Here is a 15,431-nt window from a genome sequence, read left to right as displayed (position 1 = left end):
TACATGAATTTTGCGCTGATCCTTTTTGTGCTCGTGATCGTGACGGGCATCGCGTGGGTTGCAGACAAGCTTGTTTTCATGCCGCGCCGGCGCCTCGCCGCCGACGCCGCCGTGGCGGAGTTCGATCGCCAGCAGGCACGCGTCGGCGAGCGTTTCGCCGACGAAAATGCGAGCACGACGCGCCAGACGCTGCGCAACGACAAGCTGCGCCAGCCGTGGTGGCTCGAATACACGGCGAGCTTCTTCCCCGTGATCCTGATCGTGTTCCTCGTGCGCTCGTTCGTGGTGGAACCGTTCAAGATTCCCTCGGGTTCGATGGTGCCGACGCTGCTCGTGGGCGACTTCATCCTCGTGAACAAGTTCGACTACGGCATTCGCCTGCCGATCACGAACACCAGGATCACGCAGGGCCGTCCGCTCGAGCGCGGCGACGTGGTCGTGTTCCGCTATCCGAAGGACGAATCGGTCGACTACATCAAGCGCGTGATCGGCCTGCCGGGCGACGTGGTGTCGTACCAGGACAAGCAGCTCACCATCAACGGCCAGCCCGTGCCCGAAACGCCGCAGCCCGACTACTTCGACGAAGAGCGCATCGGATACGCGAAGCAGTACACCGAGGATCTGTTCGGCCGCAAGAACAACATTCTCAACAATCCTGCAGTGCCGCCCTTCATCATCGGCGCCGAAGACTATCCGTATCGCGACAACTGTCAGTACAACGCGCGCGGCGTGATCTGCAAGGTGCCGCCGGGCAACTACTTCATGATGGGCGATAACCGCGACAACAGCGCCGACAGCCGCTACTGGGGCTTCGTGCCTGACGCGAACCTCGTTGGTCGCGCCTTCTTCATCTGGATGAACTTCAGCAATCTGAAGCGCATCGGCTCGTTCCATTGACGGGCTGCGCAACGCGCTTGCGTTGCGCAGGCTTCGGCCAGCGCGCAGGGTGTTCGCACACCACTTGAAGAATCCGCGCTAACTTCGCAACATCCACGCTTTTTCGCCGTCCGCCCCGGGTTTTCGCCGGGGCGGGCGAGCGCGTTATACTCTGTCCATGCCCCTATCTCCGCTGGAAAGCCGGCTGCGCTACGAATTTCGCAATGCGGAATTGTTGCGCCAGGCTTTGACCCACCGCAGTCACAGTGCCACGCATAACGAACGCCTCGAGTTCCTCGGCGATTCGGTTCTGAATTGCGCGGTGGCGGCGCTATTGTTCCAACGTTTTGGCAAGCTGGACGAAGGCGACCTCTCGCGCGTGCGCGCGAACCTGGTCAAGCAGCAGTCGCTTTACGAGATCGCTCAGGCCCTCAATATTGCCGACGGCCTGCGTCTGGGCGAGGGCGAGCTGCGCAGCGGAGGTTTCCGCCGCCCGTCGATCCTCGCGGACGCGCTGGAAGCCATCTTCGGCGCGATCTTCCTCGACGGCGGCTTCGACGCCGCACAGACGGTCATCAAGCGCCTCTACGTGCCGATCCTCGATCACATCGATCCGCGCACGCTCGGCAAGGATTCCAAGACGCTGCTTCAGGAATATCTGCAGGGGCACAAGATCGCGCTGCCTACCTATACCGTCATCGCGACGCATGGTGCAGCGCACAATCAGCAGTTCGAAGTCGAATGCACGGTGCCGAAGCTGGATGTGAAGGTGTCGGGCTCCGGCGCGAGCCGTCGTGCCGCCGAGCAGGCGGCGGCCAAGAAGGCGCTCGACGAGGTGATGGCGGCGGCCCCGGCGCTGGCCACCAAGCCGCGCCGCTCGAAGGGCGCGCGCGCGGCCAGGCCTGAACCGGAGGTGGTGCCCGGCGTGACGGGTGTGCAGGGCGCGCTGGATCTGCGCGCGCCGGAGCGGCGCGAGCGCGCCGCGCGCGGCGAACGCCAGAGCGTGCCGCCCGAGCTGAGCGGCGACCGTGTGCCGCCGCCGCAGGCGGCGCCGCTTGCCGTCATTCGCGCGGCGCACGTGCAGGAGCGCCCGGGTGAGAAGCCACCCGAGCGGGCGGGCGAGAAGGCCGAACGTCCGAATGCCTCGAATGTCCCGAATGCCTCGAAAGCCGACCCCGCCCTGCGCGCCGTCGAGCGCACCGAAGCCGGCGCACCGAGCGCACAACACGCATCAAGCGCACAATCTCTTGAATCGCGTCCGGCGTCGCGCAGCCGCGATGCCGCAGAAACCCCGTCGTCCGGCCCGCTGCCAGGCCATCCCGCCGCTTCCGCCACCGAAGCGGAGCATGCCGACGCGCTGTCCGTGCGCGCCGCCGACGCCGGCCACTGACCGCGAAGCCGTGCGCGCCTCGCGCGCGGCCGCCGCATTTAACGCGCACTCAACGCGCATCTAACGTTTTCTTGCACGGTCCGATCATGAACGCACCCACTTCCACTCCTGCCGGTTTTCGCTGCGGCATGGTCGCGATCGTCGGCCGGCCGAACGTCGGCAAGTCGACGCTGATGAACGCCCTCGTGGGCCAGAAGATCAGCATTACGTCGCGCAAGGCGCAGACCACGCGCCACCGCATCACCGGCATCAACACGACCGAAGACGCGCAGTACATTTTCGTCGATACGCCGGGCTTCCAGACCCGCCACAGCACCGCGCTCAACCGCTCGCTGAACCGCGCGGTGACTTCCACGCTGAGCTCGGTCGATGCGGTGCTCTTCGTGATTGAGGCCGGCAAGTTCGGCCCCGACGACCAGAAGGTGCTGGACCTGATCCCGCCGAACGCGCCCACGCTGCTCATCGCGAACAAGATCGACCGCGTGAACGACAAGGCCACGCTTTATCCGTTCATCGAAGAGGTGCAGAAGCTGCGCGACTTCCGCGAGATCGTGCCGCTTTCGGCGAAGAGTCCCGACGACATCAAGCGCCTGCTCGAAACGCTCAAGCCGTATCTGCCCGAAGGCGAGCCGATCTACGGCGAAGACGACCTCACCGACCGCAGCGAACGTTTCCTCGCGGCCGAGATCCTGCGCGAGAAAGTGTTCCGATGGACGGGCGACGAGCTGCCGTACACGAGCACCGTCATCATCGACAAGTTCGAGCAGGAAGGGCGGCTGCGCCGCATTTTCGCGACGATCCTCGTCGAGCGCGACACCCAGAAGGCCATGGTGATCGGCCAGAAGGGCGCGAAGCTCAAGCAGATCAGCACCGAAGCGCGGCTCGACATGGAGAAGCTGTTCGACGGCCCCGTCTATCTCGAGACCTTCGTGAAGGTGCGGAGCGGCTGGGCCGACAACGAAGCCGGGCTGCGCGCCTATGGGTATGAATGACGGCGAGGCCGTAAGCCTGCACGACACGTCGCCGGCACTCGAAGCCGGTGACGAAGACGAGGCATTCGCCCCACCCGCCGCCGCGAGGCCGGCTGTATCCAGGCCGGCCGCACCGCGCCGCCGCGCGAAAGCGCAAGCGCCGCGCGCCGATCAGGGCGGCGAAGGCGAGGCGCCCGAGCCACCGCGGCCGCCACGGCGCCGCGGGACATCGTCGGACTTTCGCGTCGCCGAGCAGCCCGCTTTCGTGCTGCACAGCTATCCGTACCGCGAAACGAGCCTCATCATCGACGTTCTTTCTCGCGACCATGGCCGTATCGCGCTCGTGGCCAAGGGTGCGAAGCGCCCCCATTCGGCTTTGCGCGGCGTGCTGCAGACGTTTCAGCCGCTCACGCTGTCGTGGACGGGCAAGGGCGAAGTGCGCACGCTCACGGGCTCCGAATGGGTGGGCGGCATGTTGCCGCTCACCGGAGACGCGCTGCTGTGCGGCTTCTACGTGAACGAATTGCTCGTGAAATTCTGCGCGCGCGAAGACCCGCATCCCGACCTGTTCCGCCACTATGTGGTCACGCTCACGCGTCTCGCGCACGACGAGCCGCCCGTGCAGGTGCTGCGCTCGTTCGAGCGCGTGCTGCTGCGCGAGACCGGCTACGCACTCGCGCTGAGCCGCACGGTGAACCGCCGGACGGTGGTGGCGGAAGGGCGCTACGTGTTCGATCCGGAACGCGGCGTGCGCGAGGCATCGGACGAATGGCCGGCGCAGTGGCCGGTCCTGTCGGGGCAGACGTTGCTCGACATGGAGCAGGACGATTACCATCGTCCTCAGACCGTCGCGCAGAGCAAGGCGCTGATGCGTTTTCTGCTGAACACTTACCTTGGCGGCACGCCGCTCGCGACGCGCCAGATCCTGATCGACCTGCAGAACTTATGAGCTTCTTTCTCACTTCGCCCAACGTGATCGATCTCGGTGTGAATATCGACCACGTCGCCACGCTGCGCAATGCGCGCGGCACGGCCTATCCCGATCCGATCCGCGCGGCGCTGCTTGCCGAAGATGCGGGCGCCGATGTCATCACGCTGCATCTGCGCGAGGACCGCCGCCATATCGTCGATGCCGACGTGCGCACGCTGCGCCCGCTCCTGAAAACGCGCATGAATCTCGAATGCGCCGTGACGGCCGAGATGCTCGACATCGCGTGCGAGATCAAGCCTCAGGACGTGTGCCTCGTGCCCGAAAAGCGCCAGGAACTCACGACCGAAGGTGGCCTCGACGTCGCCGGCCATTTCGACGTCGTGAGCGCCGCCTGCCGGCAGCTCGCGGAAGCAGGCATTCGCGTCTCGCTCTTCATCGACCCGGACGAAACGCAGATCCGCGCGGCGCACGAGACCGGCGCACCGGTGATCGAACTGCACACCGGCCGCTATGCCGAAGCGCACGACGCCGGCGAGCAGGAGCGCGAATACGAGCGCGTCGTGGTGGGCGTGAACTGCGGCATCGGCCTCGGGCTCAAGGTCAACGCGGGTCACGGCCTGCACTACACGAACGTGCAGCAGATCGCGGCGATCGACGGTATCGACGAGCTGAACATCGGCCACGCGATCGTGGCGCACGCCGTCTTCGTGGGCTGGGAGAACGCGGTGCGCGAGATGAAGGCGATCATGGTCGCCGCGCGTCTTGGCGCGCGCGCGTAATTCACGGGTTTCGTCACCGCTTTTGTCACCGTCGCTGGCGCCGCGTCGAGCGGACGCGGCAGCGGCGGTGCGTCAACGAGGAGCCTATGGCGATCTACGGCATCGGTACCGACATCATCCAGGTGAGCCGCGTCGCGGCGGTCATGGAGCGCACCAACGGGCGCTTCGCTTCGCGCGTGCTGGGCCCGGACGAGCTGGCCGTCTACGAGGCGCGCAAGGCGCGCGCGGCCGCGCGCGGGCTGGCCTACCTGGCCACGCGGTTTTCGGCCAAAGAGGCGTTCTCCAAGGCAATCGGGTTGGGCATCCACATGCCCATGACCTGGCGCTCGGTGCAAACGCTCAACGAACCGGGCGGCAAGCCCGTGATGGTGGCCTCGGGGCCGCTCGCACAATGGCTCGACGAGCGCGGCATCTCGATGCGCGTGACGCTCAGCGACGAACACGACTACGCCGTGTCGTTCGTGATCGCGGAAACCGACAAGACCCCGGGCTGACGGACCGAATGGTTCCGAAAGACCCTCTGATTTTCCCGCCGCACGGCCCGCGCCGTGCGGCTTCTACCCAAGACTGATCGATGAAGAACCTTCCCGGACCGGTGATGCTCGACGTGGTCGGCCAGACGCTGACCGACGACGACGTGCGGCGCCTCGCCCACCCCATGACCGGCGGCGTGATCCTGTTCGCGCGGCACTACGAAAACCGCGCGCAGCTCGTCGCGCTCACCGATGCGATCCGCGCCGTGCGCGACGACCTGCTGATCGCCGTCGATCACGAAGGCGGCCGCGTGCAGCGCTTTCGCACCGATGGCTTCACGGTACTGCCCGCAATGGGGCGCCTGGGCGAGCTGTGGGACAAGGACGTGCTGCTCGCGACGAAGCTGGCGACGACCGTGGGTTATATCCTCGCGAGCGAGCTGCGCGCCTGCGGCATCGACCTCTCGTTCACGCCTGTGCTCGATCTCGGCTACGGCCAGTCGAAGGTGGTGGGCGACCGCGCGTTCCATCGCGATCCGCGCGTGGTCACGCTGCTTGCGAAGAGCCTGAACCACGGCCTCGCGCTCGCGGGCATGGCGAACTGCGGCAAGCACTTTCCGGGACACGGCTGGGCCCAGGCGGATTCGCACGTGGCCGTGCCGGTCGACGACCGGCCGCTCGAGGCGATTCTCGGCGAGGATGCGATGCCCTACGACTGGCTGTGTCTCTCGCTCGCGGCCGCGATGCCGGGCCACGTGATCTATCCGAAGGTCGATACGAAGCCGGCGGGCTTCTCGCGCATCTGGGTGCAGGAGATCCTGCGCGGCAAGCTGCGCTTCACGGGCGCGGTGTTCAGCGACGATCTCTCGATGGAAGCCGCGCGCCAGGGCGGCACGCTGGCCGAGGGCGCGCGCGCCGCGCTCGAAGCGGGCTGCGACATGGTGCTGATCTGCAACCAGCCCGACGAAGCGGAAAAGGTGCTCGACGCGCTGCGGGCGGTGGAGCCGCGGTACCCCGCGAAGGAAGCGGCGAAGCGCATCCGGCGCTTGCGGGCGCGCGGCAAGGCGCTGCGCTGGGACCGGCTCATCGCGGAGCCGGCGTATCTTTCCGCACAGGCATTGCTGCGCAGCGTGCTGCCGTAGCCGAATCGAAACGCAGATAAAAGTGCCGATAAAAACGCGCAGATCACAGCGCGCGTGAAAGCAAATGGCCGCCCTCGTGGGCGGCCATTTGCATGCTTGCGGGCGTATCGCGCGAGAAGCTCAGTTCAACCGCATCCGCTGGAGCTTGTTGTAAAGCGTCTTCGGACTGATGCCGAGCAGCGAGGCCGCACGATGCCGTGTACCGCCCACAGCGTCCAGCGTCGCGCGGATCAGCATCTCTTCCACGTCGGCGAGCGGCGTGCCCACCGTCACCTGGACGCGCCCGCCGTTCATCTCGCGCGTGGGCGCGCCGCTGCTTTCCTCGGCCTGGAGCGTTTCCAGCACGTCGCCGGAGGCTTCCCAGGCGCGCCGCACGCGTTCCTGCAACTCGCGCACGTTGCCGGGCCAGTCGTAGGCGAGACATTCGCGGATGAAGGCCGGCGCGATCAGACGCGTTCCGGCCGTGCCGCGCGTCTGCGCATCGAGATTGAGTTCGTCCACCCATGCCGTGGCGAGCAGCGCCGCGTCTTCCTCGCGCTCGCGCAGCGGCGGCAGGAGGAGAGCCGCCGCATCGAGGCGCAGCCACAACTCCTCGTTGAGGACGCCCTGCGCTACGGCATCGCGCGGCACCGTGCGCGTGGCCGCGATCAGGCGGAAGTCCGTGCCGACCTCGTTGTTGCCGCCGACGCGCATGAAGGTCTGCGAATCGAGCGCGCGCAACAGCGCCGCCTGCTGCGCGGGCAGCAGATCGGTGAGTTCGTCGATGAAAAGCGTGCCGCCGTTCGCCTCGGCCACGAGACCCGCTTCGCGCTGCTCCGCGCCGTTGAACGCGCCGCGTTCGTGGCCGAACAGCACGCTCTCGAGCGGCCGGCCCTCGGCGGCTTCCGCGCAGGCGGCGCGCGCATCGTACACGACGAACGGCCCCTTGCGGCGCCGGCTCAGCTGATGCAGCGTGCGCGCGGCGACTTCCTTGCCGGTGCCGGCCTCGCCGTGGACGAGGATCGCGGCTTCGGTGGGCGCGAGTTGTTCGAGCGTGTCGTAGACGCGCTGGATCGAGCTGCTGCGCCCGAGCATCGGCCCGAAACGGCCGATCTGGCGCAAGAGCGAGCGCAGCACCCGGACTTCCTCGGTGAGTTCGTAAGGACGCGGGATGCGCGCGAGCAGGCTGCGCAGGCGCGGGATGTTGACCGGCTTGAGCAGATAGTCCCAGATGCCGTGGCGCAGGCCCTCGATCGCGCTTTCCACGGTGGCATTGCCGGTCATGACGATGACGGGCAGCGCGCCGCCCGGCTGTGCGGGCAGATGCGGGAGCAGTTCGAGGCCGCTGCCGTCGGGCAGATTCAGGTCGACGAGCACCACGTCCGGGATGAAGCGCGCGAGCGCGCCGCGCGCCTCGGCAAGCGTGGCCGCGGTGTCGACGGAGAAGCCGTCGGCGGCCAGGATGGCGGACAGGCCGGACAGGCTGTTGGGATCGTCTTCGACAATCAGGGCGTGTGGCATGGCGAGGCGGCGTGGCGAAGAAGTGGAGGCGCAAAGTCCCGCGGCGCAGTCCGGATGCGCAATGGCATGCCGGGCCCGTGCGGCGCGGCAGCTTCCAGCGGGCAAACTTGATGCAGGCGTTTCAGATCCGGTCCTCCAGGATGGCAGCGACGTGGCGACGCCGCCCGCGCGAAGCGGGCGGGTGGCCGCGCCACGCGGCCGTACAACCCCCATGCATCCGGCAAGCAGTGGGGGCCGTGCGATGCGTGCCCCTCGCGAGTCATGCGCGCTTCACGTGCGCTTCATTCGCGCGGCCGATTGGCCTCGAACCAGCGCCGCACCTCCAGCTCGGCTTCGTCACGGGTCTTGCCGTAGCGTTCCTGGATCAGCCCGGCGAGCCGGTCGGCGTGCCCTTCGGCCTTGATCAGCTCGTCGTCCGTCAGCTCGCCCCAGGCGGCCTTGGCCTTGCCGATCAACTGCTTCCACTTGCCTTCCGCAATGTCATTGTTCATGGGTTTCTCCCGTTGGGTTAGGTCGAGGCAACGTTTCGCGACGACAGAGCCCAGGACAGCAGAAACCGTGCCGCGGGTAGCGCCTTGCCGGAGCGGGCCGCGCCCGTTATGCGCGCAGCGTCATCCGGTAGGAATTCCCGCATCAGTCACAAACATACACGTTTGAGAAAAAAAGAAAAAGCGCCCCGAGGGGCGCTCCTTCACCGAATCCAGCCGCCGTGCATCCGCACGGCGTGCCCGGCGCTTACGCGCGGCTGCGGTATTCGTTCGTGCGCGTGTCGATTTCGATCTTGTCGCCGATGTTGCAGAAGAGCGGCACTTGCAGCTCGAAGCCGGTGTTCAGCTTGGCCTGCTTCATGACCTTGCCCGACGACGTATCGCCCTTGACAGCCGGTTCCGTGTAGATGATTTCGCGGACCAGCGTGGTCGGCAGTTCGACCGAGATGGCCTTCTCGTTGTAGAACACCACTTCGCAGGCCATGCCGTCCTGGAGGTAGTTCAGGGCGTCGCCCATCATCTCGCCTTCGACTTCGAACTGGTTGTAGTCGGCGTCCATGAACACGTACATCGGGTCGGCGAAGTACGAGTACGTCACTTCCTTGCGGTCCAGCACGACGACGTCGAACTTGTCGTCCGCCTTGTACACGGTTTCCATGCCTGCGCCGGTCAGCAGGTTCTTGAACTTCATCTTCACGACGGCGGCGTTACGGCCCGATTTGTTGTACTCGGCCTTTTGCACGACCATGGCGTCGTTGCCGATCATCACGACGTTGCCGGTGCGGAGTTCCTGTGCGGTCTTCATAAAAAACTGTCCTGTCCAGATTGAATAACTTCGAGTGTGCGCGACGGCAAACGTCGCAAGCGCGTTCGCGTGGGTTCGTGTTGCGATCCGGCCCGGTCTTCCGCAAACTCAAAAAAAGGGGCACGGTCGCGACAGCCGTTGCACTGAATTGCCGGATCGAATCGCTTGAGACGGCTGCCGTCGGATAACCGCTTATTTTAACTGAGTTTTTGCGAATTCGGCCAGATTTCCGGCGAGGTCGCCGGGCAGCGCCAGTTCCGCGGCCCAGCTGGCGGCGCGCGCCGAATAGTCGGGCAAATGGCGTGCGAACGCGGGCCAGTCCGGCGTGCCGCGGCCGTTCCAGGCGTGCCAGAAGCGCTCCAGCCCGGCGCGCGCCTGCGCGGACAGCGGCCTCGCGTAGTGTTCGAGCGCCGCGTCGAGCTTGGGGAGGTGGGCGTCGTCGGCCTGCGGGTAGATGTGCCAGACGAAGGGTCGCGCGGCCCATTGCGCGCGCACGAACGAGTCTTCGCCGCGCACGAAGTTGAGGTCGCTCGCCCACAGCAGGGGGTCGTAGCCGCTTTGCTCGGTGAAGGCGAGGCTGTGTGCGCGCAGGGCGCCGCGCGCCGCATGCGCGCCGGGATCGAACGAGGGCAGACCGAAGAAGCGCGCCACGGCGCCCGAGATGCGGCCTTGCGGGACCAGCAGGACGATGGGCGTCGCGCTGTCGCGCCATTGGGCGAGCAGGCTGTCGATGGCCGGGTTTTCGTAGGCGAAAAGCGAGATCACGGTGGCGTCGGGGCCAGGCGGCGGTGCGGCGGTCGTATCGCGCCACCAGGCGGCACGTGCTTCGGGCGAGCCTTCGAAAGCCGCGCGTGACGCGTCGAGATCGCGTTCCTTGAGTACGCCGCCCGTGCCGGGCCCGAGACCCGGGAAGAAGAAGTGCTTGGTGAGCGGGTAGCGCGGATGCGGCGAGGGTCGCAGGTGGAAGTCGGCCACCCAGTCCTCGGCGCTCAGGTATTCGAGGTTGAACCACACCGGCGCGCGCGCGCGCTCCGCCATCGCGGCGACGTAGACGGGCGGCAGCTCGCACGCGAAGGCTTCGATCACGACATCGGCGATCTGCAGCGTTTCGCCCGCGTGGGTGGGCGCATGCCAGTGTTCGACCACGACGCCCCCGACGCGCTGCGTGGCGAGCGCGGTATCGAGCGCTGGGCAGAGCTTCGCGAACGCGTGCAGGTCGTCGACGAACACGCGCACCTGCCAGCCGTGCTCGTGCGAAAGCTGGCGCGCGAGGCGCCAGCACACGCCGATGTCGCCGAAGTTGTCGATCACCGCGCAGAAGATGTCGCAGGCGATGTCGCAATCGACGTCGGCCGGGGCGGCGGATCCGGTGGTCGGGGATGTCGAGGCGTGGAGGGCGTCGGTCATGGGGGGGCAGGCGGGATGGAGCGGCGCGGTATGATCTAGTCTTGCGATTCTAAGACACCGCCGGACCCACGCGAGGCCGGCATGAACGCGTCGCGGCGCGCGACGCGGCCCGTCCCCCGAATTTCCCGATTCCCTGGATGACCGACTCCGACGTTTTCGACCCGAAGAAGGCGCTGGCGCAGCTGCCGCACCTGCCCGGCGTCTATCGCTATTACGACGCGCAGGGCGCGGTGCTCTACGTCGGCAAGGCGCGCGATCTGAAAAAGCGCGTATCGAGCTATTTCACCAAGACGCTGCTTTCGCCGCGCATTGCGATGATGGTCACGCGCATTGCGCGCATCGAGACCACGGTCACGCGCTCCGAGGCCGAAGCGCTGCTGCTCGAAAACAACCTCATCAAGGCGCTCACGCCGCGCTACAACATCCTCTTTCGCGACGACAAGTCCTACCCGTACCTCAAGCTCACGGGACACAGGTTTCCGCGCATGGCGTATTACCGCGGGGCCGTCGATCGCAACAACCAGTACTTCGGGCCGTTCCCGAGCGCTTCGGCCGTGCGCGAGAGCATCCAGATCCTGCAGCGCGTGTTCCAGTTGCGCACCTGCGAGGATTCGGTGTTCAACAACCGCACGCGGCCCTGCCTGCTGCATCAGATCGCGCGCTGCACGGCGCCGTGCGTGGGCGCCATCGGCGAGGAGGATTACGCGCGCGACGTGAGCAACGCGTCGCGTTTCCTGCTCGGGCGGCAGAACGAGGTGATGAAGGAGCTCGAAACCAAGATGCATGCGTTCGCCGCGGAGCTCAAGTTCGAGCAGGCGGCGGCCGTGCGCAACCAGATGAGCTCGCTTTCGACCGTGCTGCATCAGCAGGCGATCGAGACCGGCAGCGAGAGCGACGTCGACATCCTGGCCGTGGTGGCGCTGGGCGGACGCGTCTGTGTGAATCTCGCGATGGTGCGCGGCGGCCGGCATCTGGGCGACAAGGCGTATTTCCCGGCGCACGTCGAGCGGGCGTTGACGGACGAGGAGGGCGGCGTTGCGGAAGAGGTGGATAGCGAAGCGGTGTTTGCGGCTTCGGCGCTGACTGCGCTGCCGGCCATGGCGCGGCGGGCCCTGGAGGCGGCGGCCGGCCTTTCGGCGCGCGCGGAGCACGAGGGCGAGCCGGCGCAGGACACGCAGCCCGGCGATGCCGACGAAGCTGATGAAGTTGACGCAGATGACGAAGGCACGCCCGATCCACTCGCCATTGTCGCCGACCTGCCGCCCGAGACGGATGGCGCGGGCGCGCAGTCCGCGGAAGATGACGAAGACGACGGCAACCTCGAAGGCCCAGCCGGCGGCGAAGCCTCCCAGTCCACGGCGGGCCGCAAGCGCCGCACGGCGGACGGCATCGAATCCGAGGTGCTCGACGCCTTCATCGCGCAGCATTACTTCGGCAACCGCGTGCCGCCTGTGCTCGTGGTGAGCCATCCGCCCGCGAACAGCGAACTCGTGGACGTGCTCGCGGAGCAGGCTGGCCACAAGGTCACGCTCCTGCGTCAGCCGCAGGGGCAAAAGCGCGCCTGGCTCGCGATGGCCGAGCAGAACGCGCGCCTCGCGCTGGCGCGGCTCCTCTCCGAACAGGGCTCGCAGCAGGCGCGCACGCGCACGCTCGCGCAACTGCTCGGGCTCGAACTCGACGACCTCGCGCATCTGCGCATCGAGTGCTTCGACATCAGCCATACGATGGGCGAGGCGACCCAGGCGTCGTGCGTGGTCTACCACCATCACAAGATGCAGTCGGGCGAGTACCGCCGCTACAACATCACCGGCATCACGGGCGGCGACGACTACGCCGCGATGCGCCAGGTGCTCACGCGCCGCTACGAGAAGATGGTCGCGCAGGCGGCGGCCAACGAAACCGACGAAGGACAGACGCAGCCGGGCGCCGATCCGGTCGACCCTGCCGATCCCGCAGCGAGCCCCGAAGGCGCCGGGCCGGTGGCGACGGGCGGCCAGTTGCCGAACATCGTGCTGATCGACGGCGGCAAGGGGCAGGTGGAGATCGCCCGCCAGGTGTTCGCCGAACTGGGTCTCGATCCGGCGATGCTGGTGGGCGTCGCGAAGGGCGAGGGGCGCAAGGTGGGGCTGGAGACGCTGGTATTCGCCGACGGCCGCGCGCCGCTGGAACTCGGCAAGGAAAGCGCGGCGCTCATGCTGGTCGCGCAGATCCGCGACGAAGCGCACCGTTTCGCGATCACGGGCATGCGGGCGAAGCGCGGCAAGACGCGTCAGACTTCGCGTCTCGAAGAGCTCGAGGGCGTGGGCGCGAAGCGGCGCCAGCGCCTGCTCGCGCGCTTTGGCGGCTTGCGGGGCGTGATGGCGGCGAGCGTGGAGGACCTCGCGAGCGTCGAGGGCATTTCGCGTTCGCTCGCGGAGCAGATCTATCAGCAGCTTCACTGAGGCCGCCGGGGCGCTGTCCACCCTTGCTTGTAGCGGGTGCGGCGACGCGGCACAATTGCAAATCCTTTCGACAGACAGCGCTCGCCGATGCCGTTCAACTTCCCCATTCTCCTGACGTGGCTGCGGATCGTGCTGATCCCGCTCGTGGTCGGCGTGTTCTATCTGCCCCAGACGCTGCTGAGCCCGCCCCACCAGAACACGGCGGCAATGCTGATCTTCGTGCTGGCGGCGCTCACCGACTGGTTCGACGGCTATCTCGCCCGCCGCTGGAACCAGACCTCGTCGTTCGGCGCCTTTCTCGATCCGGTTGCGGACAAGCTGATGGTCACCGCTGCGCTGCTGATCCTCGTGCAGCTTGGGCGGCTCGATGCGGCGATCGCGCTTGTGATCGTCGGGCGCGAAATCGCGATTTCGGCGCTGCGCGAATGGATGGCGCAGATCGGCGCCTCGAAGAGCGTTGCGGTGAATTCGCTCGGCAAGTTCAAGACCGCGTGCCAGATGGTGGCGATCCCGATGCTGCTGTTCTACGCGCCGCTCACGATCGGCGGGTTCACGCTGTTCGATTCGCGCGTCTGGGGGACGTGGCTGATCTACGTCGCGGCCTTCCTCACGATCTGGTCGATGCTCTACTACATGAAGCTCGCGTGGCCGCAGATCCGCGAGCGGGGGAGTTTGTAGGCGCGCGTTCATCCTCCTGAAAAAAGATTGCCCTCGGGGGGTTGACACGATTCAGTGCCTTATACATAATCTCACTTCTCCGCTGCACGACAATTTGGCAGCAAGCAGATGCGGTGGAGATGCCTGCAGATGAAGTGCAGTAGCAGGAAAAAGCAGTAAATTACGCGGGAGTAGCTCAGTTGGTAGAGCGCAACCTTGCCAAGGTTGAGGTCGCGAGTTCGAGACTCGTCTCCCGCTCCAGAATTCTGGTGCGATGTTTCAGGCAGTAAAAAGCAGCGCGCCACGGCAGTGCAAAGCAGGACCATGCGGGAGTAGCTCAGTTGGTAGAGCGCAACCTTGCCAAGGTTGAGGTCGCGAGTTCGAGACTCGTCTCCCGCTCCAGAATTCTGGTCACGCCCGGGGAAGCAGCGCTTCCCCTTTTGTTTGGCAGGCCTGGTGATTCGGGCCATCCAACAAATCTGTCCGATCGTTGCGGGCGCATGCAAGCCTCGCGTACGGGCACCCCGCTTCTGGCGCGATAGCAAAGCGGTTATGCAGCGGCCTGCAAAGCCGTGTAGGCCGGTTCGACTCCGGCTCGCGCCTCCAGATGCAAAGAAAAGCCACCTTCGGGTGGCTTTTCTTTTTTTCGCGGCCGTCGTCGTGCACACGGCGTCGCGCGGCATCGCACAGCATGCCTTGGCACGGCACAATAGGCGGGTCTCCCGTACCCCTGACCGCCATGTCCATCGAACTCCCCGAAGACGCGCGCCGCGATGCGATTGCGTCCATCCAGCGCTACTTCGACGCGAACATGGAAGAGCCGATCGGCAACATCGCCGCGGGCGCGCTGCTCGGCTTCTTCCTCGAAGAGATCGCACCCGCCGTGTACAACAGGGCGATTGCCGACGCGCAGGAAAGCATGCAGGCGCGCATCGTCGATCTCGACATCGATCTGCACGAAGAGCCGTTCCAGTACTGGCGCAAGTACGAAAAAACCAAGGGCCGCAAGTGACGCGGGGCGGGGCATAATCGCCTGTCTCCCCTGTTCTACGGAAAGTTCTCCATGAATACGCAGTTTTCCGCGCAGTCTTCCTCCTTGCCGCTCGCCCATCTCGACTGGCGCTGGAAGGCCTTCGCCGCACTCGAACCGCGCGAGGTCTACGCGATGCTCGAAGCGCGATCGGCGGTGTTCGTGGTGGAGCAGAACTGCGTCTATGGCGATATCGACGGGCTCGACGAAGGCGCCTGGCATCTGTTCGCATGGGATGCTTCGGGAGAGCGTCCGGTGCTCGCCGGCTATCTGCGCGTGCTCCTGCCCGACGCGGTTGACACCGACGTGCGCATTGGCCGCGTGCTGACGACGGCAGGCTATCGCGGCATCAAGCTCGGTAATGCGTTGCTCGAACGCTCGATTCACCACATCGCGCAGCAGTGGCCGGGCGTACCCGTGCGTCTGCATGCGCAGGCTCATCTGCAGAAGTTCTACGGCGCTTTCGGCTTTGAGCCGGTCTCGGACGTGCACAACGAAGACGGCATCCCTCACGTCTGGATGCGCTCGGAGTAGGCTGCTC

At 66.3% G+C, this 15,431-nt stretch carries 15 protein-coding genes and 3 tRNA genes; 14 read left to right on the top strand and 4 right to left on the bottom strand.

What is annotated here, in order from left to right; translation table 11 throughout:
• Nucleotides 1–3 precede the first annotated feature (3 nt).
• From lepB to nagZ, 7 genes are all read left to right on the top strand, one after another.
• Complete coding sequence (gene lepB, locus U5760_RS04365) at nt 4–897, top strand: signal peptidase I (RefSeq protein ID WP_322009838.1); 894 nt, start codon at nt 4–6, stop codon at nt 895–897.
• Between the two features lie 157 nt (nt 898–1,054).
• Nucleotides 1,055–2,266: a ribonuclease III gene (rnc, locus tag U5760_RS04360; protein ID WP_322009836.1), complete on the top strand. Its 1,212-nt coding sequence runs from the start codon at nt 1,055–1,057 to the stop codon at nt 2,264–2,266.
• An 86-nt stretch (nt 2,267–2,352) separates the two neighbouring features.
• Entirely contained in the window at nt 2,353–3,258 is a 906-nt protein-coding gene (gene era / locus U5760_RS04355) for a GTPase Era (protein WP_322009834.1), read from the top strand.
• Nucleotides 3,245–4,186: a DNA repair protein RecO gene (recO, locus tag U5760_RS04350; RefSeq protein WP_322009832.1), complete on the top strand. Its 942-nt coding sequence runs from the start codon at nt 3,245–3,247 to the stop codon at nt 4,184–4,186. Before era ends, recO begins: the two co-directional genes overlap by 14 nt.
• Complete coding sequence (gene pdxJ / locus U5760_RS04345) at nt 4,183–4,947, top strand: pyridoxine 5'-phosphate synthase (RefSeq protein ID WP_322009831.1); 765 nt, start codon at nt 4,183–4,185, stop codon at nt 4,945–4,947. The genes recO and pdxJ overlap by 4 nt, the downstream gene beginning before the upstream one ends.
• 86 nt (nt 4,948–5,033) lie before the next feature.
• On the top strand, nt 5,034–5,441 hold the full coding sequence (gene acpS / locus U5760_RS04340) for a holo-ACP synthase (RefSeq protein ID WP_322009830.1): 408 nt from the start codon (nt 5,034–5,036) through the stop codon (nt 5,439–5,441).
• Nucleotides 5,442–5,521: 80 nt separating this feature from the next.
• On the top strand, nt 5,522–6,562 hold the full coding sequence (gene nagZ / locus U5760_RS04335) for a beta-N-acetylhexosaminidase (protein WP_322009829.1): 1,041 nt from the start codon (nt 5,522–5,524) through the stop codon (nt 6,560–6,562).
• Nucleotides 6,563–6,682: 120 nt separating this feature from the next.
• Here nagZ and U5760_RS04330 read toward each other — a convergent pair whose 3' ends face one another.
• The 4 genes from U5760_RS04330 to earP form a co-directional block, all read right to left on the bottom strand.
• On the bottom strand, nt 6,683–8,062 hold the full coding sequence (locus U5760_RS04330) for a sigma-54 dependent transcriptional regulator (RefSeq protein WP_322009828.1): 1,380 nt from the start codon (nt 8,060–8,062) through the stop codon (nt 6,683–6,685).
• Between the two features lie 281 nt (nt 8,063–8,343).
• A complete protein-coding gene (locus U5760_RS04325; protein ID WP_322009827.1) occupies nt 8,344–8,553 on the bottom strand; it encodes a CsbD family protein in 210 nt (69 codons plus the stop codon).
• A gap of 244 nt (nt 8,554–8,797) precedes the next feature.
• Complete coding sequence (efp, locus tag U5760_RS04320; protein WP_322009826.1) at nt 8,798–9,355, bottom strand: elongation factor P; 558 nt, start codon at nt 9,353–9,355, stop codon at nt 8,798–8,800.
• Between the two features lie 192 nt (nt 9,356–9,547).
• Complete coding sequence (gene earP, locus U5760_RS04315) at nt 9,548–10,762, bottom strand: elongation factor P maturation arginine rhamnosyltransferase EarP (protein WP_322009824.1); 1,215 nt, start codon at nt 10,760–10,762, stop codon at nt 9,548–9,550.
• A gap of 137 nt (nt 10,763–10,899) precedes the next feature.
• Between earP and uvrC the strand changes: the two genes are divergently transcribed.
• The 7 genes from uvrC (at nt 10,900) to U5760_RS04280 (ending at nt 15,424) form a co-directional block, all read left to right on the top strand.
• Nucleotides 10,900–13,203, top strand: coding sequence for an excinuclease ABC subunit UvrC (gene uvrC / locus U5760_RS04310; RefSeq protein WP_322009822.1), 2,304 nt, complete (start codon nt 10,900–10,902; stop codon nt 13,201–13,203).
• Between the two features lie 87 nt (nt 13,204–13,290).
• Nucleotides 13,291–13,881: a CDP-diacylglycerol--glycerol-3-phosphate 3-phosphatidyltransferase gene (gene pgsA, locus U5760_RS04305; RefSeq protein WP_322009820.1), complete on the top strand. Its 591-nt coding sequence runs from the start codon at nt 13,291–13,293 to the stop codon at nt 13,879–13,881.
• A 164-nt stretch (nt 13,882–14,045) separates the two neighbouring features.
• Nucleotides 14,046–14,121 (top strand) — tRNA-Gly (locus U5760_RS04300).
• 65 nt (nt 14,122–14,186) lie between these two features.
• Nucleotides 14,187–14,262: transfer RNA gene (locus U5760_RS04295), tRNA-Gly, on the top strand.
• Nucleotides 14,263–14,392: 130 nt separating this feature from the next.
• A tRNA-Cys gene (locus U5760_RS04290) sits at nt 14,393–14,466 on the top strand.
• Between the two features lie 133 nt (nt 14,467–14,599).
• Nucleotides 14,600–14,872: a DUF2164 domain-containing protein gene (locus tag U5760_RS04285; protein ID WP_322009818.1), complete on the top strand. Its 273-nt coding sequence runs from the start codon at nt 14,600–14,602 to the stop codon at nt 14,870–14,872.
• Between the two features lie 51 nt (nt 14,873–14,923).
• The gene (locus tag U5760_RS04280) at nt 14,924–15,424 is read left to right on the top strand and encodes a GNAT family N-acetyltransferase (RefSeq protein ID WP_322009816.1); all 501 of its coding nucleotides are present in this window, start codon (nt 14,924–14,926) and stop codon (nt 15,422–15,424) included.
• Nucleotides 15,425–15,431 lie beyond the last annotated feature (7 nt).

It is taken from the genome of Paraburkholderia sp. J12 (genome assembly GCF_905220215.1).
Taxonomy (GTDB): Bacteria; Pseudomonadota; Gammaproteobacteria; order Burkholderiales; family Burkholderiaceae; genus Paraburkholderia.
Note: the sequence above shows the minus strand (reverse complement) of the source record. Positions and strands in the feature narration are given on the sequence as shown.